The following is a 20689-nucleotide window of genomic DNA, read 5'->3' as shown; positions in this document are numbered from 1 at the left end:
GCAAGGCAAAGTTTAAGTAACTCTCCTGGCACGCCCGCTGACCCTGCTCTGAGCAGCACTTGGTAGCCGGTCCTAAGGCCTCTATTAAGGCTGAGCCCCTGGACTTCACGGACTATCCTGCGGACCCCGCAGAGCGCCGTATCCGGTTCATCCATGACTATCTGATCGTGCCCCGCGGTCATGGTCAGGGTGAGCCGGTAGAGCTGCAGGACTTCCAGCAGGAAATCATCCGGGGCAGCTTCGCACCCGGTATCCGTAACGCTCTTGCTTCCATGAGCAGGGGTAATGGAAAAACGTCCCTGGCGGCCATGCTGGCGGTGGCTGAGATGTTTGTTGGCCAGTTCTCCGCTGAGGTGCTGGTGGTGGCCTCAGATCAGCGTCAGGCGGCGGTGACGGTCAAGCAGGCTGAGCGCATGATCAAGCTGAACCCCCTGCTCAGTGAGCGTGTTCAGGTGTTCAGCGATCGGATCTATGTCCCGCATACGGACTCCACACTGACGCCCCTGCCGGCGGAACCGGACGCCCTGAACTCGTGGGACGCAACCCTGATCATCGTGGATGAGCTGCACGTGGTGACCCGCGCTGTCTGGGAAGCGATCACGTCCGCATCGGGCAAGCGTCCGCAGTCCCTGACCCTGGCTATCTCAACGCCGGGAACCTCTGAGGACAGCATCATGTGGGATCTGGTGAAGCTGGGCCGCTCAGGTGAGGATCCTGCTTTCTTCCTGATCGAGTTTGCCGCCCCTGAGGATGCCAGCAGCGACGACCGGGAAGCGTGGAAGCAGGCCAACCCTGCCATGACCTGCGCTAAGCCGTTCCTGAGCCCTGACGGGCTGCTGGCGGCGCGTAAGACGCTGCGCGAGCCGGCCTTTCGCCAGCTAAGAATGGGCCTGTGGGCCAAGCAGGTGGATTCCTGGTTGGAGTTTGGTCAGTTCGAGGCGCTGGCGGACCCTATGCGCTCGGTTCCTGACCGGATGAAAGTCACGCTCGGTTTCGACGGTTCCAGCTCCGGGGACTCCACAGCCCTCGTTGCCTGCACCGTGGAGCCTGACCCGCACATCTTCGTTATCGGCATCTGGGAGAACCCCGGCACGCCCGGTTGGAGGGTGCCGCGGGAGGAGGTTACCGCTCACGTAGAGATGGCCTTTGACCAGTTCGACGTGGTGGACATGGCCTGCGATCCCTGGGGCTGGCGCTCCGAGATGGAGCAGTGGGCCAGTAAGCACGGCAGTAAACGGATCCTCGAATGGGACACCAGCCGCCGGACACGTATGGCACCGGCAACTGACCGGCTTTATCAGTTGATCGCCTCCAAGCAGATCACCCATGACGGGGATCCGGCCCTGGTAAAGCACTTCTCGAATTGCGTGGCCCAGTCGACCCCTCAGGGAACCGTCGTGACCAAGGACAAGCGCATGAGCAAGAAGAAGATCGATGCCGCGGTGGCAACCATTGCCGCCGTGGACCGGGCACAGCACCACTCCAACACCTCAAAAAAGAAACGGGTAATGGCCTTCTAATGACTGAATCTAACCTGCACAAGCTGCACACCAAACTGACCGGGGAACAGCCCCGCCTCAACCTCTTGGACTCCTACTGGAAGGGTGAGCAGGCTGCAGCCTTCCTGAGCCCCAAGTCCGCCCAGGCTATCGGTGGCCGGCTGCGGTCCCTTTGCGTGAACTATCCCCGCCTTGCCGTCACGTCCATCGTGGACCGACTGCGGCTGACCGGCTTCATCCTGGACGGCGGCACGCAGGCAGACCCGGCGCTCTGGAAGCTCTGGCGCATGAACGGGATGCTTGAGGGCCAGAACGAGGCAATCAAGGACGCACTTGTTTACGGGCGCGGCTACGTGGTGGTTTGGGCCGGCCCCCGCGGCGTACAGATCACCGTGGAATCCCCCCGGCAGATGACCGTCCGCCGTGACCCGGCAACCCGTGAAATCGTGGACGGGATCAAGCGCTGGAAGGCTGACGGCTATGGCTGGTGCACCCTCTACACCGGCACGGAAATCACCACCTACCGCACCGCCAACAAGGTCACGGACGACTGGGAGAGCGTGGGCGCCGGGGACTGGCAGCAGCACGGCGAACCGCTCCCCAATCCTCTGGGAGTCCCGCCCATCGGGCAGATCCTGAACCGTGACCGGCTGCTCGACTTCGACGGCATCAGCGAAATGTCCGGCATCCTGGACCTGACCGACGCGCTGAATAAGATCCTTGCCGATGCAATGGTCACCAGTGAGGACTATGCCCGCCCGCGCCGCTGGGCCACCGGGCTGGAAATCATGGAGGACGAGGACGGGAATCCGGTGGATCCGTTCGGTGACGGCCCCCGGAAGGTTTGGACCAACGAGGCCACCGAGGGCAAGTTCGGTCAGTTCACCCAGGCGGATATGTCCGGCTTCGAGACAATGGCAAACCTGATCATCTGCCAGATCGGCGCGATCAAGGGACTCCCTTCCCACTACATCGGACTGCAGACCGATCAGCCCCCGAGCGCCGACGCGATCCGCTCCGCTGAGGCATCCTTGGTCAGCCACGCACACGCCCTGATCCGCATGTTCGGTGCTGACTTCGCATGGATCGCCGCCCTGGCAATCGCGGTCAGGGATGGAGTGGACCCCTACACCGTGGACATACAGAGTGTGTTCGCCAACCCGGAAACCCGCACCCAGGCGCAGGCATCGGACAGTGCCGCCAAGCTGGCCGGCATCGGCGTCCCGCTGGAATCCCTGCTGAGCGAGGAACTGGGATACGACCCGGACAAGGTCAAGGACATCATGGACAAGCGCCGCGCTGAGCAGCTCACAACGGCTGCAGCGGACCTGGGGCGGCTGGTGGCATGACCTACGAGGACAACGTCACGGCGCTGGCAGAGCAGACCGCCAGCGCCGTGGGAGCCCTGTTCGAGGCACTGGCCGCAGACCGGCTGGACGAGGACGACTTCAGCACCGCCGCATCCACCCTGATCAACACGGCCAAGGCCAAAGGCGTGACGTTGGCAGAGCTGACCCTAGGCGGCTATCTGGAAAAGGCACTGGGATACGTGCCGGCCTTCGCCGGGATCACCCCGGAAGATGCCGCGTCCCGGCTGGTTAAGGCGCTGGCCACCATCACGGCATCGGACCTGGATACCGGGATGCAGTTGGACCGGCTGGCCCGCTCGGAAGTCCTGGACGCTGCGGCCACCGGCTTCGAGGAAGCTGTCAGGCGCAGCCCGCACGTGGACAGGTACACCCGCGGACTGGAATCCAACGCGTGCGAGCTTTGCGTCTGGCTCTACAAAGACGGTTACGAATACCCCGCCACCAAACCTATGCACCGGCATCCCGGCTGCACCTGTCACCCCGTTCCCGTAGTCAATCGAAAGGTATAACCCATGACTGATCAGATCACCGAGCAGACCGAAGAAACCGCCCCGGAAAGCACTGAGGAAACCGCCCCCGCCGCTGAGGAAACGGAAGCCACGCCGGAACCTGCACCGGAGCCCAAGACCTATGACGAGAGCTACGTCAAAGCGCTGCGGAAGGAATCAGCCGGCTACCGGGAAAAGGCCAAGCGCGTGGACGAGTTGGGAGCCCGGTTGCACACTGCCCTGGTCAAGACGGACGGACGGCTGCAGGATCCCTCAGACCTGCCCTACGAGCTGGAACACCTGGACGATCCCGAAGCCCTCACAGCGGCCATTGACGCCCTGCTGGCAGCGAAGCCCCACCTTGCCAGCCGCCGCCCTTCCGGCTTCATCCATCAGGGAGCCACACCTGAGGCTGGCGCTACTGTTGGTCTTGCTGGGCTACTCAGGGCCCACGCGAGCTAAGGGGAACCAGTGGCAAGCTACGAGAAAATCTACGAAGTGCTGAACGGCGGTCCGAGTAGTTCGTGGATCGGTGAAAGGCTCGACGGATTGACTGTCGACCAAAGGATTGCCGCCGCGAACGTGATCGCACTGGCTGCCATCGCCGAGGAGCTGAGTTTGATCGCTCAGCACGGCATAGGCCAGTCAGAGCAGTAGTTGTGAACGTATACCCCTAGGGGTATCATGAAAGGGACAGGCCCGGTGCCTGTCCCTTTCGCTTGTCCCGGTGGCCAGCGTGAAAACCCAAACCCCTTTTCACGTTAGGAACACCCTCATGGCACTTGACTCCACTACCGACGCTGCGGAACTGACCCAGGAAACGGTCATCAAGCAGCTTGTCCAGCCGCTCTCGGCTTCCTCGCAGTTCCTCGCCGCCGGCCCCCGCATCATCGACACGGCCGGCCCCGTCCGCATCCCCAAGCTGGGAAGCTCCACAGTCTCCACCCCGTGGATCGCGCAGAACGAACTCATCCCCGACTCCGACATCGATTTCGATGAGATCCAGCTCCTGCCCTCCACAATGAAGTCCCTCAAGACGCTGACGAAGTTCAGCAACGAACTCAGCCGGCAGTCGGTGATCGCCCTGGATGCTGCCATTCAGCAGAAGCTGGTTTCCGACGTCGCTGCGGCGATGGATACCCAGCTCTTCTCCGCTTCGGGTGATGGCATCACGACTCCCAAGGGCCTCTTTGCCTACACGGGAACCCAGGCCCTCGCTGTCGGTGGAGCCCTCACGCTGGACCACCTCCTCGACGCCCAGGGCCTCTTCATGGGAGCCAACGCGAACGTGGACGCCGCCAAGTGGGTATTCACCTCGGGCGACTTCATCAAGCTGCGGAAACTGAAGGACACCCAGGGCCACTACCTCGTGCAGCCCGACGTCGCACGCGGCGCAGGCTTTACCCTCTTCGGAGTCCCGGTCATCATCTCCAACCGCGTCCCGAACACGACCGGAGCGACCCCGACCGGCCGCGCCGCGCTGGTGGACTTCTCACAGATTACCGTGGCCCGCGACGTCGCCCCGGCCGTGAAGCTCCTCGACCAGACGTTCGGGGACTACGACCAGCAGGCCATCCGAGTTGTCTACCGCCTGGACGCCGCCCCAGTGAACCCTGAGGCAATCGTCACGTTCTCCGGGATCAGCCGCTAGAGACCCGCCGCGGGAAGGGTCGCGTTTGAAACGCGACCCTTCCTCTGGTTCCGGGAAAGGGGACCATATGGAACTCATCATCAACACGCCGGCGACCCTCACCGCCGCCCAGGCTGCAGCAGCTCTAGGGAAAACAGGCACCGGCTACACCTTCGAAACGGCCTATGGCGACGTTCCTGAGATTCCGGGAATGTGGCTCACCTCTGAAATGCTCACCGGCACGCCGACGCAGGCCGGATCCTGGACGCTCCCCCTCGCAGACCGCTACGGCAACCCCGTCGACTTCCCCCTCACAGTGGTGGACCCGACGCCCGCCCCTGAACCGGAACCGCCCACGGAAGACCCCGCGCCGTCAGACCCTGCACCGGGCGACCTTCCGCCCACGGTCCTGGCCTTTATGGGAATCCCGGCAACACCGGAAACGCTCGCACTGGCACGGCAACACGTCCGCGTGGTGACCACATTTGTCCGGGCGTACACCAGAGGCAAGGGCTTCGATCTGGACGGGCTTCCCGGCGTGGATCTGGCGGACGTGATCGTTTCCGCTGCAGCCCGCTACCTCCTGAACCCGCAGCAGCTCACCCGGCAGACACTGGGAAACCAGTCCGTAAGCTACGCCGCACTGGAAGGCTTCACACTGGCCGAGAAAGCTGTCCTGAACCAGTACCGCAGGCGGGCATCATGATCGGGGCACCGTACCTGTTCGCAGAAACGATTACCCGCAAGGCCCGGAACGCTATGGATACGGACCAGACCATTCCGGGCTGCTCAATACAGCAGGGAGTCAGCACCGAGCCCACAGAGCCGGGACGCCCGCACCTGGTCATAACGGAAATGGTGGTCTTCGTGCCGGCCCAGTATGCGGACCAGCTCACCCCTGAGGACAAGCTGATCCTCCGCGGTCAGGAATACAGCATCGAGGGCCAGCCGATGCCGGAAACCAGTGTCCTCACCGGATCCCGAGCCATGACGCCCGTGGCCGTCCGCCGGGCTCAGGGATGATCCCCTAGTCCGCAGAAAGTCCGCAACAGGTCCACAAACACACCTATTCAGGCATGCACGGCCAACCATATGAAGCCCGGAAACTAGCGGTAAAACGACTCAGACCGTCACGCCCAATAATGGGCTAGAGGTTCATTAACTTCCGCTAACCGGCAGTTCCCGGGTTTCCCACTTCCCGGCAGAACGACGACGGCGCCGCCTCCGGTTTGAACCGGAGAGCGGCGCCGTTCGCGTTTGGCGGCCTGTGGTCTTACAGGGCGACTGGGTTTACAGGGCGACGTCCTCGGCCGCCGGGCCGTCCTCGCCAAAGTCCTGCAGGTTCTCTCCACCCACGGGCTCCCCCATCCAGGTGAGCAGCTGCCAGGGGCCGAGCCCGCCCCCGGGCAGTTCCTCGGCTTCCATCACGGCAACGCCGGTGTTGCTCAGGGCGTTCTGCACAATGAAGTCCGGCCCCACGTTTTCCGCGCGGGCGGTCGCCCAGGTGCGGATGATGGCACCGTGGCTGAAGATGGCCGGTGCTTTCAGGCCGGCACCGGCCAATTCCCGGACCACGGCGTCGAAGCGGGCCAGCGTGGCGGCGCCGTCCGGGCCGCCGGGCATCCGCACGCCGGTATCCCCCTGGACCCAGCGGTACACCGTTTTCAGGTAGGTAATGATCGAGTCGCGGTCATTGCGCATTTCCAGTTCGCCCGCCGAGACTTCACGCAGGCCGTCCCGAATCTGCACCGGAAGGCCCAGGGCAGCCGCCAGGGGTGCTGCCGTCAGCTGGGTGCGGGTCAGGTTGGAGGCGAAGATCCCGTCAATGGGTTCGGCGCCCAGGGCTTCCGGAAGGGACGCGGCCTGTTCCAGTCCCAGTTCGGTCAGCCCGGGGCCCGGAACATCGGTGTCCAGGAAATGCCCGATGTTTGACGGAGTCTGACCGTGTCGGATGAGTAAAAGGCGCATTCCCGAAGCCTACTTCCTCCCCTTCATTCCGGCAGGCTGGGGCTAGGAGCCCAGCGACCGACCGGCCATCCGCTCCAGCCGCCGGATGCGGTCCGCCATCGGCGGATGGGTAGCGAGGAGGCCGCGGACCCCGGAACGGAAGGGGTTGGCGATCATCAGGTGGGCGGCGTTGGCAAGCTTCTGGTCGGTGTCCGGCAACGGTGCACGCTGGGTTCCGGTTTCCAGTTTCCGCAGCGCCGATGCCAGCGCCAGCGGATCATCGGTGAGCTTCGCACCGTCCTCATCCGCGTCATACTCGCGGGTGCGGCCAATGGCCATCTGGATCAGGGAAGCCGCCAGGGGCGCCAGCAGTGCCATGGCAATGGTGGCCAGCGGGTTCGAGTTCCGCCGGTCACCGCCGCCGAAGAACAGCAGGAACTGGCCCAGCGAGGTGATGACGCCGGCAATGGCAGCCGCCACCGAGGAGGTCAGGATGTCACGGTTGTAGACGTGCATCAGCTCATGGCCTAGCACGCCGCGCAGCTCACGCTCATTGAGCAGGGCCAGGATCCCCTGGGTGCAGCACACCGCTGCATGCTGCGGGTTGCGGCCGGTCGCGAAGGCATTGGGCGCCATGGTGGGTGAGATGTACAGCCGAGGCATCGGCTGGCCGGCCCTGGCGGAGAGTTCACGGACAATCCGGTACATTTCCGGAGCCTGCGCTTCAGTGACAGGTACGGCGCGCATGGCGCGGATGGCAAGCTTGTCACTGTTCCAGTAGCTGTATGCCGTGGTGGCCAGGCCGATCAGCAGGAAAATCCAGATATACGCGGGGCTGCCCGTTCCGCTGGACAGCAGGGCACCAATACCCAGCAGCACGGCGAAGAGCACGCCGAACAGCGCCGCAGTCTTGAGGCCGTTGTAATGGTGATGCACGTGGTTCCTTTCAGGCAGGCCGATGCCGGCCTGCATCCAACTGGTGAGTCCATAAGCTTCAACGTTTAACCTGGGCGGGGTGTTCCTGACGGCATCGGCCCGCAGGCCCACAGCACCCCGGTCGCCTGACTCACGGCCCGAGTGGCTCACGGTCCGAGTGACTCTCGGCCCCGTGACTCCCCGCCGGGCTCAGGGCTCGGGATGCAGCGCGTCGTAGCGGGCAAACCTCGGCTGGGTGCGGGCCAGCAGGGCCACCAGTGCCAGGCAGATCAACCCGCCAAGGACGGCGGCCCACCCCTCCCCCGCGAAGGAGGCATTCACGCCCGCCACCAGATCGCCAAGCCGCGGGCCTCCGGCAACCACCACCACAAACACTCCCTGCAGCCTGCCACGCATGGCATCCGGTGTCGCCGACTGCAGGATGGTGGAGCGGAACACTCCGCTGATCGAATCGGCAATGCCGGCGCAGGCCATTGCGACGGCGGCCGGAACCAGCCATACCGAGGGAACCTCGCCGTCGTTGTGCCCGGCCAGCACCACAACGATGCCGAACGCCGTGACGGAGAGCGCCCACGCAGCCACAGACCAGAGCACTGCCAGCCCCTGCCGGCGGACCAGGCCTAGGGGGCCGGAAAAAAGGCCGGCCAGGAAGGCACCCACAGCGGTAGCCGCCAGCAGCACCCCGACGGTGGTGGCACCGCCGCCCAGCATCAGCGCCCCGATGGCCGGCAACAGGGCCCGCGGCTGGGCGAACACCATGGCGCACAGATCCACCACAAACGTCATCCGGATATTCGGCCGGGTGCCCAGGAACCGGAACCCCTCCATCACCGAACCCAGCCCTGCCTTCTGCACCTTGCCCACAGGGGGCATGGGAGGCAGGCGGTACAGCGCCCACATGGCAGCGGTGAACGTTACGACGTCGATCGTGTAGGTCCAGCCGTAGCCCACGCGGGCCACCAGCACGCCGGCCAGCAGGGGCCCGGCCGTCATGGCCAGCCCGAAGGTCATCATGTTCAGCGCGTTGGCGGCGGGCAGGAGCTCCGGGCGGACCAGCCTCGGGATGATGGCGCTGCGGGCCGGCTGGTTGAGGCCGCCCGCGCCGGCATTCACCGCCACCAGGAAGTACAGCAGCCAGACGTTGCCCAGCCCCGCCCAGGCCTGGGCAGCAATCCCAATGGTGCTGGCCCACAGCAGCACGGAGGAAAAGAGTGCAACCTTGCGCCGGTCATAGGCGTCCACCACAGAACCGCCGTAGAGTCCCGCGAGCACCAGCGGCACCAGGCCCACCAGCCCGAGCAGGCCCACATACAGGCTGGATTCCGTCAGCTCGTAGACCTCCAGGCTCACAGCCACCAGTGTCAGCTGCGTGCCGACAGCCGAGAGCGCCGTTCCGGTCCACAGCCGGCGGTAGTCCGGGCTTTCGCGCAGCGGTGTGAGGTCGGCGAGCAGTCTTGGCACCCGAGCAGTCTAGGTCCGCGGAGCCCGGGATCCGGGGCACCACGCGCACAAGGTAATAGCAAGCATGCTTAGGATGGGGTGGGCTGCTTCTTAGCAGCTGCTGTGCCGATCCGAACGCCGTTCCGCCTCGAGGAGTGATCACCGTGTTTACCCGCAACGTTGCCGATGGAATCCACCGCATTGAACACGCCTACGTCAACGTCTACCTGGTGGAGGACGGCGACGGCGTGGCCGTGATCGACGCCGGCCTGCCCGGTATGTGGCCGCACCTGACCGGCGCCCTGGATGAACTGGGCTACGGTCCCGGCGACGTCCGGGCCCTCGTGCTCACGCATGCCCACTTCGACCATGTCGGTACCGCTGCGCGCCTGCGGCAGGAGTACCGCACGCCCATCCTCGTCCACGACGCGGACCGCTACATCGCCGCGCATCCGTACCGGTACGAGCATGAGAACAACCGCTTCCTGTATCCGCTGCGGTACCCCAAAGCTGTTCCGGTCCTGGGCGCCATGACCGTGGCCGGGGCGCTGAATGTCCGCGGCGTGACTGACGTACACAGCCTGACCGACGCTTCCGGGGCCGCACTTCCGGGCACGCCCCGGATCCTGCATACACCCGGACACACGGCCGGGCATGTGGCCCTGCACTTCCCGGAACGCGGAGTGCTGATCTGCGGGGATTCCCTGGTCACACTAAACCCCTACACCGGCACCACAGGGCCCCAGATAGTCTCCGGGGCCGCGACAGCCAACAGCCCTGAGGCGCTTGCTTCGCTCTCCGTACTGGCTGAAACGGATGCGCCGCTGCTGCTCACCGGGCACGGCGAGCCGTGGCGGGACGGCGCAGCCGCAGCCGTGGAACAGGCACTGGCGCGCGGGGCCTCCTGACGGACCCTCTCCTGCCGCAGGGCAGCTACCCCTCAGCCTCCGACAGGTCCTGTTCGAGTACCGCCAGCAGCCGGGAGTCGCCGATGGGCCGGAAGTGTCCCATGCTCTCCAACTGGATGTTCCGTGCGCCGGCGAGGTGGCTGCCGGCCGGTATATGCGGGTCGAAACTGCTGTAGACCGAGGTGATCCGGGCATTCACGTCCTCGTTGCGCAGCAGCTGCTGAAGGAAGGGATCCCGCGGGGAAAACACCCGGATGCTCGCCAGCGGAAACAGGTTGGCGTACACCGAACCGGAAAACGGGGTGTTGACGGCGATCATCCGGGCTACCCGGCGGGAGCCCTCCGGCAGGGTCATCAGCTGCTTGCCGATCAGCCCTCCCTTGCTGTGCGCCACCACCAGCACTCCCTGCAGGTCCTTTTCCAGCAGGTAGCGTTCCACCAGCACGGCTGCATCCCCGATGACTCCCCTGTTGTAGCCCAGCGGAGCCACGGTGTGCACCGGATGCCCGCGTTCAAACAGATAGTCGGCCAGCGGGCGCAGGAACTGCCAGTTCTCATAGACGCCCGGGATCAGCACCACCGGGGCCCGCTGCGGGCCCTCGGGATGCAGATAGGCAGACGGATCGCGGCGGAGGAAAAAGTTGCGCACCTGCCAATAGGCCACATAGGCATAGTCCGAGGCCCAGCCGCCGGCCTCCCGCGCCCACCGGAACATGCTCCCGCTCCGCCGCGGGCGGACACCGGGCGGCGTTTCGCTGCCCCGGCTATCCGGTACCCGCGTCACTGTGCCGGAACCGCCGAGCGCAGCAGGGCGGCGGTTTCCACCGGACGGGTATACATCATGACGTGCGGCTGGCCGGGAAGCTCCATTGTTTGGGTGCCGGGCCGGGCCGCTGCCAGACGGGCCACCCAGTCCGCGCGGACCACCGGATCCTTACCGCCGCGCACCAGCAGCACCGGGGGCCGCACCTCCCGGATCCGCTCCTCCATCCGGTGCCGGATCATCACCGGCAGGGTCTTCAGGTACCAGCGCGGGCCGGCCCGAAACAGGTAATCGGTCAGCAGGATCCCGTTGATCGCCGGGGGCTCACCCAGACAGTCCTGCAGCAGCCGCAGGGCCTGCAGGGGAACATTGCGTTCGGCGTCGTTGATGGTGGGGCCCAGCAGGACCACCGAGGAGGCTTCTTCCGGGGCGGCGAGCGCCATTTCCACCACCACTTGGCAGCCCATCGAGTGGCCTACCCACTGCGCCCCGTGGATACCGGCGGCCGCCAGCGCTTCGGCCGCCACCGTACCGAATTCCTCCATCTGCAGCTGCCTTGGCGGCTTCGGGGCGCTGCCGAATCCAGGCAGTTCCAGGGTATGAACCGTGGCGGTTCGCACCAGTTCCCGGATCAGCGGGCCGAAGTACCGCTGCGAGGCCCCGATTCCGTGCACCAGCACCACCCCCGCGTCGGGCGGCGGCGCCACCCCGCCGTCGTCGTGCCGCCGGTAGGTACGCAGGTCAACCCGGGTATCCCCCACCTCCACGCGCTGGAATTGCATTCGTGCGTCTGCTGCCGGCACTGCGTCCCTGCTTCCCTGTGCTGCGTCTCTGTGCTGCTTCATCCTGCTGCTGTGCTGCAACGCCCAGCGTACCGGGACCGGAACAGGTAAGGCGATGCTTATTATGAGTAACTCAGATTAAGCATGTACGATGAATGCCATGACACGCACAGCAGCAGCAGAGGAAACCACCGCCAGGTGGTCCGCTGAGCTGCGCTCGCACGGCCGTCGGGTCACCAAGCAGCGCCTGGCCGTGCTTCGCGCCGTTGATACCGCACCGCACACGGTGGCGGACGACGTCGCGGCGGCCGTTCGAACGGATCTGCCGGACATCACCCTGCAGTCCGTCTATGTCATTCTTGCGGACCTGGTGGAAACCGGCTTGGTGCGGAAGATCGAACCGCCCAACTCCCCGGCCCGGTATGAAACCCGGGTGAATGACAACCACCATCACGCGGTGTGCACCGGCTGCGGGCGGATCGAGGACGTGGACTGCGCCGTCGGCCACGCCCCGTGCCTTACTCCGGCACATTCCACCGGCATGAGAATCCAGATTGCCGACGTGCTCTACCGCGGGCTTTGCACTGACTGCGCCGAAGCAGCCGCGTCCTAGCCCGCATTCAGACTTTCCCCTCCCTTTTGTCAGCACCAGAGAAAGAACAAGTATGTCCAACTTCACCACCACGCAGACCGGTACCCCGGTTGCCAGCGACGCACACTCGCTGAGCACCGGTGCCGACGGCGCCGTTGCCCTTCACGACCGTTACCTGGTCGAGAAGCTGGCCCAGTTCAACCGGGAGCGGATTCCGGAGCGCATCGTGCACGCCAAGGGCGGCGGCGCATTCGGTGAGTTCGTTGTCACCGAGGATGTCTCCAAGTACACCCGTGCCGCTGTCTTCCAGCCGGGCGCCGTCACCGAGACCGTCCAGCGGTTCTCCTCCGTGGCCGGTGAAATGGGCTCCCCCGACACCTGGCGCGACGTGCGCGGCTTCGCGCTGCGTTTCTACACCACCGAGGGCAACTACGACATCGTTGGCAACAACACCCCGGTGTTCTTCATCCGCGACGGCATCAAGTTCCCGGACTTCATCCACTCGCAGAAGCGCCTGCCGGGCTCCGGCCTGCGCGACGCTGACATGCAGTGGGACTTCTGGACCAACTCCCCCGAGTCGGCACACCAGGTCACCTACCTCATGGGCGACCGCGGCATCCCGCGCTCCTGGCGTGAAATGCCCGGCTTCGGCTCGCACACCTACCAGTGGATCAACGCCGCCGGCGAGCGTTTCTGGGTGAAGTACCACTTCACGTCCAACCAGGGCAACCACGAAATCACCGGCGCCGAAGCCGAGCGCATTGCCGGTGCGGATGCGGACTACTACCGCCGCGACCTGTACGAGAACATTGCCAACGGCAACTTCCCGTCCTGGGACCTGCACGTTCAGGTCATGCCGTACGAGGATGCCAAGACCTACCGGTTCAACCCGTTTGACCTGACCAAGGTCTGGCCGCACGCGGACTACCCGCTCATCAAGGTGGGTACCCACACCCTGAACCGCAACCCGGAGAACTTCTTCGCGCAGATCGAGCAGGTTGCCCTGTCCCCCGCGAACCTGGTTCCCGGCATTGACGCCAGCCCGGACAAGATGCTGATGGCCCGCATCTTCTCCTACCCGGACGCCCAGCGTTACCGCGTCGGCGCCAACTACAACCAGCTGCCGGTCAACGCACCGAAGGCTCCGGTGAACAACTACTCGCAGGACGGCGCCATGCGCTTCTCCTACAACTCCCCGGAGACTCCGGTCTACGCACCTAACACGCTCGGCGGCCCCGTGGCCGACGCTGCGCTGGCCGGCGCAGGCAGCTGGGAGAGCGACGGCGCACTGGTGCGTTCCGCGCAGACCCTGCACTCCGAGGACAGCGACTTTGTCCAGGCCGGTACCCTGTACCGCGAGGTCTACGATGACGCCGCCAAGGAGCGCTTCCTGGAGACCATCACCGGTGCCATCTCCGGCGTGCAGCGCCCGCACATCCGCGAAGCCGCGATCCAGTACTGGACCAACGTTGACGCGACCCTCGGCGAGAAGCTGCGCCTCTCCCTGGCCCAGGGCGAGACCACGGCCAACGAAAAGGCCGAGTTCGTGGGAGTTGCGGAGTAACTGCTCCCGCACCTGCTGACACCGGTTTCCGGTAGGTCTGCATAAAACATGGCAGCGGCCGGTCCCTTCGGGGGCCGGCCGCTGTTGTGTTGCCTCTGTTCCGTCTACCGGTTCGGCCAGTACGCGATAATCAGCAGCGTCACCAGGAATCCGGTGAGGAAGTTCAGCTTCAGGAACCGCTTCCACCCCGCGTTGGCGGCGGCGGACCCGGCATCCGTAATCCGCAGGAACGGGAGCAGGTTGAGGATGTAGGGCAGCGCCAGCAGCGCGCCCAGCAGTGCTGGCCAAGGGGTCAGCAGCATCAGCAGGCCCGCAGCCAGATACGCTGCCGCGGCAAGCCATACCACCGGCCGGGCGCCCAGCACGGTGGCAATGGAACCGATGCCGCCCTCCCGGTCCGGGACCACATCCTGCACCGCGCCAAAGGCCTGGCTGGCCATCCCCCAGAGGAAAAAGGCGCCCAGGACGGCCCACAGGCCCGGCGTGAACTCCGCCCCCGCAAGCACCAGTGCGTAAACGGCCGGACTGACAAAGTGCGTGCTGGACGTCATCGAATCCAGGAACGGGCGTTCCTTGAACCGCAGGCCGGGTGCACTGTACGCGATCACGGCGAACACGCTTACGGCCAGCACCAGCCAGGACAGCGGGCTCCCCAGCAGCACCAGCACCGCGAGGAAGGGAAGATTGGTGGCCAGCGCCGCCCACAGCGTGGTGCGGTGGAAGCTGCGGTCCAGGACGGCACCTTCCACGCCGCCCTTGCGGGGGTTGTGCAGGTCCGACTCGTAGTCGAAGACGTCATTGATCCCGTACATCGCCAGGTTGTAGGGAATCAGGAAGTACAGTGTCCCGATGATCCAGGCCGCATCGATCCGTCCGGTGGTCAGCAGGTACGCCGCTGCGAACGGATAGGCGGTGTTGACCCAGGAGAGCGGCCGGGAGGACACCAGCAGCATCCGCAGGGTGGTGCCGGCCGTTCGGGTGGCGGTGCCGCTCACAGGTTCTCCTTGGCATTCGGAGTAGTCCGTGTCCCCGGTTTGGCGGCGACGGGTTCAGGCGCCCGCCCTGGCAACAGCACCCAGACGGCGGGCAGCAGCAGCACGGCGGCAATCGGATAAGCGAAATCCTCCACCGGCGCCGTCCCGATGAAGGCACCCGAGATGCGGTCCTCGTTGTACCAGAAGAGCCCCACCCGGATCATCACATTGTCAAAGACCGCGGTGAGTCCCAGGAGCACCGCCGCGGTGACGGCGGCTGCGGAACGGAAGAACACCGGCCTGCGGTGCCGTGCCGGCAGGGCCGCAGCGAATACCAGCGCGGCCGGGATCAGGAAGAAGGCGTTGAGAGTCCAATAGGTCATTGTTTTGCCCTGTCCCGCGCGGCAGCCATCCCGGCTGCAAGGCGCACCAGGCCGAAGACCACCATGGTGAGGTAGCAGAGGAAGGCCAGGAAAAAGATCTCCTCCACGGGCAGATGCGGAGCCAGGGTCAGGCCGAGCATAAAGGGGGTCTCGCCACGGTAGAAAATGTCCGCGCCGATTCCGCCGAGGTCCCAGCCGGTGAAGAACAGCACACCGATCAGCATCACGACGGCGGCCCGGCGGGCATCGGCGAAAAAGAACAGCCGAAATCTGTGGTCCAGCAGCGCCATGCACCCCAGGGAGAGCAGCAGGAAGAGCAGATACAACACACCCATCAGGCGTCATCCCCGGATGGCGGATGGACGGACTCCCCTGCCTGCCCGGCAGCAGCTGCGTCGCGGTCCGGGCGTACAGCCGCCGTGGCGGACCACGGGGCGGGTTCGGGCAGCGCCTCGGTGCCGGTGTCGCCGCGCAGCCGCTTGAGAATCAGTTCGGCACTGATCAGGCACATCGGCAGGCCGATGCCCGGCAGCGTCGAACCCCCTGCATACAGCAGGCCGTCCACCTTCCGGCTGGCATTCGAGCCGCGGAAGAAGGCACTCTGCTTCAGGATGTGCGCCGGACCGAGCAGGGTCCCGCGCCAGGAATTGAGATCGTTGACGAAATCCTGCGGGCCCACGGTGCGCCGGATAATGATGCGCTCGGCCAGATCCGGGATACCGGCCCAGGAGGAGATCTGCGCGATCACCGCGTCCGCCATCTTTTCGATCCGGGGATCACCGGCACCGTCGATTCCGCCCGCGCCCAGGGACGGATCCGAGGGAACCGGCACCAGCACAAACAGGTTCTCATGACCCTCGGGGGCGGCATCCGGATCCGTGGCACTGGGCCGGCAGACGTACAGCGATGCGGGATCCGGCACCGAAGTCTCCTTGCCGAAGATCTTCTCGAAGTTGGCTTCCCAGTCTTCGGTGAAGAGCAGGGTGTGGTGCCCCAGTTGCGGCAACGTACCCTCCACTCCCAGATGCAGCAGCAGCCCGCCCGGACCCGGCACACGGCGCTCCCAGTATTTTTCCGGGTACGTCTGCAGCTCCTCCGGCAGCAGCTGCGTTTCCGTATGGTGCAGGTCCGCGGCGGAGACTACCAGGTCCGCATCCAGCGACTCCAGGGAGCCGTCCGGGCGGCGGTACTGCACACCGGTGGCACGCGCCGTGCGGCCGGAGCCTTCGGTGTGGATCCGGGTAACTTCCGCTCCGGTGACCACCTTGGCGCCCTCGGCCTGCGCCAGGTCACCGATCACGGAGACAATCCGGTGGAACCCGCCCATGGGGTAAAGCACACCATCGGCGAGGTCCAGCCGGCTCATCAGGTGGTACATGCTGGGTGTGGTGAACGGCGAGGAGCCAAGGAACACCGCGGGGTACCCGAGGATCTGCCGGATCCTCGGGTCCGTGAAGCGTTTGGCCACGAAGCTGCTCAACGGTTCCAGCAGCAGGCGGGCCAGACGGGGTCCGCGCCGCAGCACGTCCGGGCGCAGCAACGGCAGGAAGGACGCGAAGGTCGAATACAGGAACCGCTTCTTCGCCATGGCATAGACCTCTTCCGAGGACTGAAGGTACTCCTCCAGGCGCCGCCCGGCACCTGGCTCCAGCGACTCGAAGAGGGCAATGTTGTCCTCGCGGGTGGCGGCAATATCGACGGGACCTGTGTCCCCTTCGAACAGCACCCGGTAGCCCGGATCGAGTTTGACCAGCTGCAGCTGCTCCGCCGCGGAGGTGCCCAGCAGGCGGAAGAAATGGTCGAACACCTCGGGCATCAGGTACCAGGACGGCCCGGTGTCAAAGCGGAAACCACCGGTCTCCCAGCTGCCGGCCCGGCCGCCCGTTTCCGGCTGCTTCTCCAGCACCGTGACCTCAAGCCCTTCCCGGGACAGCAGGGCCGCAGTGGCCAATCCGGTAATTCCGCCCCCGATGATGACGGCGGTGCGCGGCTGGGTTCTCATGGATGCTGTCCGTTCGGTTCGGCGTCATGGGGGGCAGCGGCCGGGACGGTGGCCCGCCGGGTAAGGACCGCGCGGGCAGCGATGCGGGCCTTGACGGGATTCGGGACACGGACGCGGGTGGTGCGCAGCCGGGCAGCCGGAGTGGCGCGGAGCCTGCGGGCCAGTTCGGTAAAGAGTTCCTGCGCCAGGACGACGGCGGCGCGGCACCCGGGCGGAAGCTCGGCAGCCGCGGCCCCGGAGACCAGCAGGTCCGCGTCGATGCCGTCCAGGATCCGGTTTTTGTCCGCCTCCGTGAAAGCATCGACGGTGACGCCGGGAAAATAGCTGCGGCCGAGGGTCTCAAAGTCCTGGGCAAGATCGCGCAGGAAGTTGACCTTCTGGAACGCTGCGCCCAGCCGCTGGGCCCCCTCACGCAGCCGCTTGGACTGGTCTTCGGGTATGGCCAGATCCTGCAGGAAACACTGCAGGCACATCAGTCCCACCACTTCGGCTGACCCGTAGACATAGTCATTGAAACTGGCTTCGGTGTGCTCGGCCCGGTCCAGGTCCGCCCGCATTGACGCGAAGAAAGGCCGGGTCAGGTCGGTCCCGATACCGGTGGCCCGGGCCGTCAGCGCGAAGGCGTGCACCACCAGGTTCACGCTGTATCCGGTGCGCAGCGCCCGTTCGGTGTCTGCTTCCAGTTCGTCCAGGAGCGCACCGATCCCTTCGCGCGGTATCTGTGCCGCGAGGGCCACACCGTCCACGATCTCATCGGCCAACCGCACAAGTGCGTAGATGGTTTCTATTTGCTTCCGCGTCTGCACCGGCAGCAGGCGGGATGCCAGGCCGAAGGACGTCGAATAGGAACGGATCAGCACCGCGGAGGTTTCCCTGGCCACGGTGTTGTAAAGGGCGAGGCCCTGCTCAGCCGCCATGTCCTAGCGTCCCCTGTTCACGGCGTCGTCTACCACTGCGGACAAGGCAGCCCGCAGGCCCGGCGTTACGGCAGGGCAGTCCAGGCGCTGCCGGGCACGGTCGGCGTAGTCACGCACCAGTTCCCGGGCGTGGTCCCGCGCCCCGGAGGACACCAGCAGGTCCCGTGCCCGGCCCGCCTCGCGCGCGGTCAGCGAGGGACTGCCGATCAGCTCCGACAGTTCGGCCCATTCGGGTTTGTCCGACGCATAGGAAATCAGCACTGTGCGCTTGCCCTCGCGAAGGTCCGAGAACGTGGACTTGCCGGTGGCGGTTTCCGAACCGAAAACACCCAGCAGGTCATCAACCACCTGGTAGGCGATGCCAACGTCCCGGCCGTAGAGGCCCAGGGTGGAGACCACCTCGTCAGGCGCCCCGGCGAGGACGGCGCCCGCCTGCAGCGGGGCTTCGAATGAGTAGACCGCTGTCTTCAGCCGTTCCATGTGCAGAATCTCGTCGATTGGCGGCGCGCCGGGATGGAAGGAAAAATCGACGTCGATCAGTTCACCGCCGGCAGAGGCAAACACGGCGTCGTCCAGGATTTCGGCGAGTCGCAGCCGTACCTCCGGGGCCACGGGTGAGCGGTCCAACAGGCGGAAGGCTCCCGTGAGCGCAAGGTCGCCTGCGATGACGCCGGCGGAGAGTCCGCGGTGCCGGGCTGCCCCGGTTTCGGCTCCGGCCGAGGAAGCCAGGTCTCGGTACACACCTGAAACGTTTTCCTGGCCGCGCCGGGTGAAATCCAGGTCAATGACGTCATCATGGACAATCAGCGCCGTGTGCAGCAGCTCAAAAGCGGCGCCGACACCGGCCGCTGCGGCCGTGTCGGTGCCCCCGAGATTCAGATAGGCCGTGAGCAGGATCCGCGGACGCACCCTTTTGCCTCCGGCGGTGGAATCCTCGAGTGTCTGCCAGAGGGACAGGTAGCTGGGTCCGAGCTTCGCTGCCCGGGCTTTGGCCCGTTCGAAGAACCGGTCGAGGACATCCTCAACCATGCCCTGGCCGGCAGATAAATCGAGCGGGGGGTGCGTCTCCATAGGTAAAGTAAACACGTATGCGACAAAGGGAAGAAATGACAGGCCACCCGGAGCAGGTTGTTCTGGTTGACATTGACGGCAGCCCGCTGGGTACACACGACAAAGCCACCGTGCATACCACCGATACTCCGCTGCATCTGGCGTTCTCGACGCATGTCTACAACCCTGAAGGCCGCCTGCTCGTGACCCGACGGGCACTGTCCAAGCTGACCTGGCCGGGTGTCTGGACGAACTCCTTCTGCGGACACCCCGGCCCCGGCGAGGCAACCGAGGACGCCGTACGCCGCCGCGCACAGCGCGAACTCGGGTTGGAGATCCGGGATCTGACCCTGCATCTGCCCGATTTCCGCTACCGGGCAGTGGATGCCTCGGGAATTGTCGAACACGAGATCTGCCCGGTCTATACCGCGGTGGCGGAGGCCGACCCGGTTCCCGCCGCGGATGAGGTCATGGACTGGGAATGGGCGGATCCAGCCCAGCTCGTCCCCGCAGTGCGGCTCACGCCCTGGGCATTCAGCCCGTGGCTGGTTCTGCAGCTCCCGCTGCTCTACCCCTGATCGGCACCTGCCGGGCGAAACCGCCGGCTCCACCGGAGCCAGGGGTACTCCTGCGGCCAGTGGCCGGCGAGGGTATGGAAGGCCCGGCGGAACCGCAACGCGACGCTGGCCCTGGTCTGGACTGCCCGCGGCGCCATCCCCACCACCAGAGCCCGGTCCAGCCGGCAGCGCCGCCGCGGGCCGAGGTGGAAGCTCAGGCACACGTCGTCGTGCATCTGCGCATCATGCCGGTGCACCTCGTTGCTGATCTCCTGCCAGGTGCCCGCGCGCAGCGCCATGTTCGAGCCGAAGACGGGCCACCGGGCCAGGGCTGAACCCATGGCCAGGAAGTAGGCGCCCAGATACAGGCCCGCGAGAAGCCGGCCCGCCAACGGCGGCATCCCGTAGAACACTCCCGGACCGCTGAGCACCTCCAAGTCAGGATCGGCAGCGAAGTTTTCCGCTATGCGCGCAATCCAATCCGCCGGCAGGACGCAATCCGCATCGCAGCGGGCAATGATGAGGTCCGCTTCGGTGCCATGCCCCCCGGTAGTCCCGGAGGCGGCGTCGTATCCCGCACTGGCAGCGGCCGGGATCCCCGGCTCGGGCTCAAACACCACCCGTGCACCGTAACGGCGGGCAATTTCCGCGCTGGCATCCGTGCTGTTATTGTCCACCACCACGATTTCCGCCGGGGGAACGCTCTGTTCCGCCAGGGACTGCAGGCATGCCTCAAGCAGGGCCGCGTCATCGCGGCACGGAATGACTACGGACACCGCAGGTAGCGCCGCGGAACGCGAAGAAGGCATGCGCTGAGTTTAGCGTGGCGCAGGCTGCCGGCTCCCCGGGCTTTCCGCTGCCTCTCCTGCGGACCGCCGTCCCGGGCT

The 20689-nt window shown here is 65.7% G+C and carries 24 protein-coding genes; 12 read left to right on the top strand and 12 right to left on the bottom strand.

The features are described 5' to 3' along the window. Nucleotides 1-167: 167 nt before the first annotated feature. From AC5RTS_RS10035 to AC5RTS_RS10000, 8 genes are all read left to right on the top strand, one after another. Nucleotides 168-1520 carry a terminase large subunit domain-containing protein gene (locus AC5RTS_RS10035; RefSeq protein ID WP_493991920.1) on the top strand — a complete coding sequence of 451 codons (1353 nt, stop codon included), beginning with the start codon at nucleotides 168-170 and terminating at the stop codon, nucleotides 1518-1520. Continuing rightward, nucleotides 1520-2848, top strand: a complete 1329-nt coding sequence (locus AC5RTS_RS10030; RefSeq protein ID WP_493991919.1) for a phage portal protein — start codon at nucleotides 1520-1522, stop codon at nucleotides 2846-2848. Before AC5RTS_RS10035 ends, AC5RTS_RS10030 begins: the two co-directional genes overlap by 1 nt. Then, on the top strand, nucleotides 2845-3378 hold the full coding sequence (locus AC5RTS_RS10025) for a VG15 protein (protein WP_493991918.1): 534 nt from the start codon (nucleotides 2845-2847) through the stop codon (nucleotides 3376-3378). The genes AC5RTS_RS10030 and AC5RTS_RS10025 overlap by 4 nt, the downstream gene beginning before the upstream one ends. 3 nt (nucleotides 3379-3381) lie before the next feature. Then, nucleotides 3382-3819, top strand: a complete 438-nt coding sequence (locus AC5RTS_RS10020; protein WP_493991917.1) for a hypothetical protein — start codon at nucleotides 3382-3384, stop codon at nucleotides 3817-3819. Between the two features lie 9 nt (nucleotides 3820-3828). Continuing rightward, nucleotides 3829-4014 carry a hypothetical protein gene (locus tag AC5RTS_RS10015; RefSeq protein ID WP_493991916.1) on the top strand — a complete coding sequence of 62 codons (186 nt, stop codon included), beginning with the start codon at nucleotides 3829-3831 and terminating at the stop codon, nucleotides 4012-4014. 118 nt (nucleotides 4015-4132) lie between these two features. Next, on the top strand, nucleotides 4133-5008 hold the full coding sequence (locus AC5RTS_RS10010; protein ID WP_493991915.1) for a phage major capsid protein: 876 nt from the start codon (nucleotides 4133-4135) through the stop codon (nucleotides 5006-5008). A gap of 67 nt (nucleotides 5009-5075) precedes the next feature. Further along, nucleotides 5076-5693, top strand: coding sequence for a hypothetical protein (locus AC5RTS_RS10005; RefSeq protein ID WP_493991914.1), 618 nt, complete (start codon nucleotides 5076-5078; stop codon nucleotides 5691-5693). Beyond that, the gene (locus tag AC5RTS_RS10000) at nucleotides 5690-6010 is read left to right on the top strand and encodes a hypothetical protein (RefSeq protein ID WP_493991913.1); all 321 of its coding nucleotides are present in this window, start codon (nucleotides 5690-5692) and stop codon (nucleotides 6008-6010) included. The genes AC5RTS_RS10005 and AC5RTS_RS10000 overlap by 4 nt, the downstream gene beginning before the upstream one ends. Before the next feature lie 267 nt (nucleotides 6011-6277). Here the strand turns inward: AC5RTS_RS10000 and AC5RTS_RS09995 are convergent, their stop codons facing one another. The 3 genes from AC5RTS_RS09995 to AC5RTS_RS09985 form a co-directional block, all read right to left on the bottom strand. Further along, complete coding sequence (locus tag AC5RTS_RS09995; RefSeq protein WP_493991912.1) at nucleotides 6278-6955, bottom strand: histidine phosphatase family protein; 678 nt, start codon at nucleotides 6953-6955, stop codon at nucleotides 6278-6280. Between the two features lie 42 nt (nucleotides 6956-6997). Beyond that, nucleotides 6998-7870: a zinc metalloprotease HtpX gene (gene htpX / locus AC5RTS_RS09990; RefSeq protein ID WP_493991911.1), complete on the bottom strand. Its 873-nt coding sequence runs from the start codon at nucleotides 7868-7870 to the stop codon at nucleotides 6998-7000. 189 nt (nucleotides 7871-8059) lie between these two features. Beyond that, complete coding sequence (locus AC5RTS_RS09985; protein WP_493991910.1) at nucleotides 8060-9331, bottom strand: MFS transporter; 1272 nt, start codon at nucleotides 9329-9331, stop codon at nucleotides 8060-8062. A 134-nt stretch (nucleotides 9332-9465) separates the two neighbouring features. Between AC5RTS_RS09985 and AC5RTS_RS09980 the strand changes: the two genes are divergently transcribed. Next, complete coding sequence (locus tag AC5RTS_RS09980; protein WP_493991909.1) at nucleotides 9466-10218, top strand: MBL fold metallo-hydrolase; 753 nt, start codon at nucleotides 9466-9468, stop codon at nucleotides 10216-10218. A 25-nt stretch (nucleotides 10219-10243) separates the two neighbouring features. On the opposite strand, the gene AC5RTS_RS09975 is transcribed toward AC5RTS_RS09980, so the two are convergent. Both AC5RTS_RS09975 and AC5RTS_RS09970 read right to left on the bottom strand, forming a co-directional pair. Beyond that, complete coding sequence (locus AC5RTS_RS09975) at nucleotides 10244-10933, bottom strand: esterase/lipase family protein (RefSeq protein WP_493991908.1); 690 nt, start codon at nucleotides 10931-10933, stop codon at nucleotides 10244-10246. A 65-nt stretch (nucleotides 10934-10998) separates the two neighbouring features. Further along, entirely contained in the window at nucleotides 10999-11763 is a 765-nt protein-coding gene (locus tag AC5RTS_RS09970; protein WP_493991907.1) for an alpha/beta fold hydrolase, read from the bottom strand. 160 nt (nucleotides 11764-11923) lie between these two features. Between AC5RTS_RS09970 and AC5RTS_RS09965 the strand changes: the two genes are divergently transcribed. Further along, nucleotides 11924-12376 carry a Fur family transcriptional regulator gene (locus tag AC5RTS_RS09965; protein ID WP_493991906.1) on the top strand — a complete coding sequence of 151 codons (453 nt, stop codon included), beginning with the start codon at nucleotides 11924-11926 and terminating at the stop codon, nucleotides 12374-12376. Nucleotides 12377-12428: 52 nt separating this feature from the next. Beyond that, entirely contained in the window at nucleotides 12429-13919 is a 1491-nt protein-coding gene (locus AC5RTS_RS09960) for a catalase (protein ID WP_493991905.1), read from the top strand. A gap of 104 nt (nucleotides 13920-14023) precedes the next feature. Here AC5RTS_RS09960 and AC5RTS_RS09955 read toward each other — a convergent pair whose 3' ends face one another. The 6 genes from AC5RTS_RS09955 to AC5RTS_RS09930 are packed head-to-tail and all read right to left on the bottom strand — an operon-like array spanning nucleotide 14024 to nucleotide 19266. Beyond that, entirely contained in the window at nucleotides 14024-14872 is an 849-nt protein-coding gene (locus AC5RTS_RS09955) for a prenyltransferase (RefSeq protein ID WP_493992014.1), read from the bottom strand. 38 nt (nucleotides 14873-14910) lie between these two features. Beyond that, on the bottom strand, nucleotides 14911-15276 hold the full coding sequence (locus tag AC5RTS_RS09950; protein WP_493991904.1) for a lycopene cyclase domain-containing protein: 366 nt from the start codon (nucleotides 15274-15276) through the stop codon (nucleotides 14911-14913). Then, nucleotides 15273-15611, bottom strand: coding sequence for a lycopene cyclase domain-containing protein (locus AC5RTS_RS09945; protein WP_493991903.1), 339 nt, complete (start codon nucleotides 15609-15611; stop codon nucleotides 15273-15275). The genes AC5RTS_RS09950 and AC5RTS_RS09945 overlap by 4 nt, the downstream gene beginning before the upstream one ends. Beyond that, the gene (crtI, locus tag AC5RTS_RS09940) at nucleotides 15611-17278 is read right to left on the bottom strand and encodes a phytoene desaturase family protein (protein ID WP_493991902.1); all 1668 of its coding nucleotides are present in this window, start codon (nucleotides 17276-17278) and stop codon (nucleotides 15611-15613) included. Before crtI ends, AC5RTS_RS09945 begins: the two co-directional genes overlap by 1 nt. Then, on the bottom strand, nucleotides 17275-18195 hold the full coding sequence (locus tag AC5RTS_RS09935) for a phytoene/squalene synthase family protein (RefSeq protein ID WP_493991901.1): 921 nt from the start codon (nucleotides 18193-18195) through the stop codon (nucleotides 17275-17277). Before AC5RTS_RS09935 ends, crtI begins: the two co-directional genes overlap by 4 nt. Before the next feature lie 3 nt (nucleotides 18196-18198). Next, complete coding sequence (locus AC5RTS_RS09930; protein WP_493991900.1) at nucleotides 18199-19266, bottom strand: polyprenyl synthetase family protein; 1068 nt, start codon at nucleotides 19264-19266, stop codon at nucleotides 18199-18201. Nucleotides 19267-19301: 35 nt separating this feature from the next. Here AC5RTS_RS09930 and idi point away from each other — a divergent pair, with 35 nt between their 5' ends. Next, nucleotides 19302-19823, top strand: coding sequence for an isopentenyl-diphosphate Delta-isomerase (idi, locus tag AC5RTS_RS09925; RefSeq protein WP_493991899.1), 522 nt, complete (start codon nucleotides 19302-19304; stop codon nucleotides 19821-19823). Here idi and AC5RTS_RS09920 read toward each other — a convergent pair. Then, nucleotides 19814-20611, bottom strand: coding sequence for a glycosyltransferase family A protein (locus tag AC5RTS_RS09920; RefSeq protein ID WP_493991898.1), 798 nt, complete (start codon nucleotides 20609-20611; stop codon nucleotides 19814-19816). The two genes, idi and AC5RTS_RS09920, sit on opposite strands and share 10 nt — an antisense overlap. Between the last annotated feature and the right edge of the window lie 78 nt (nucleotides 20612-20689).

The organism is Arthrobacter sp. MDT1-49-2, assembly GCF_059090185.1.
This window is presented reverse-complemented; position numbering and strand designations above follow the sequence as displayed.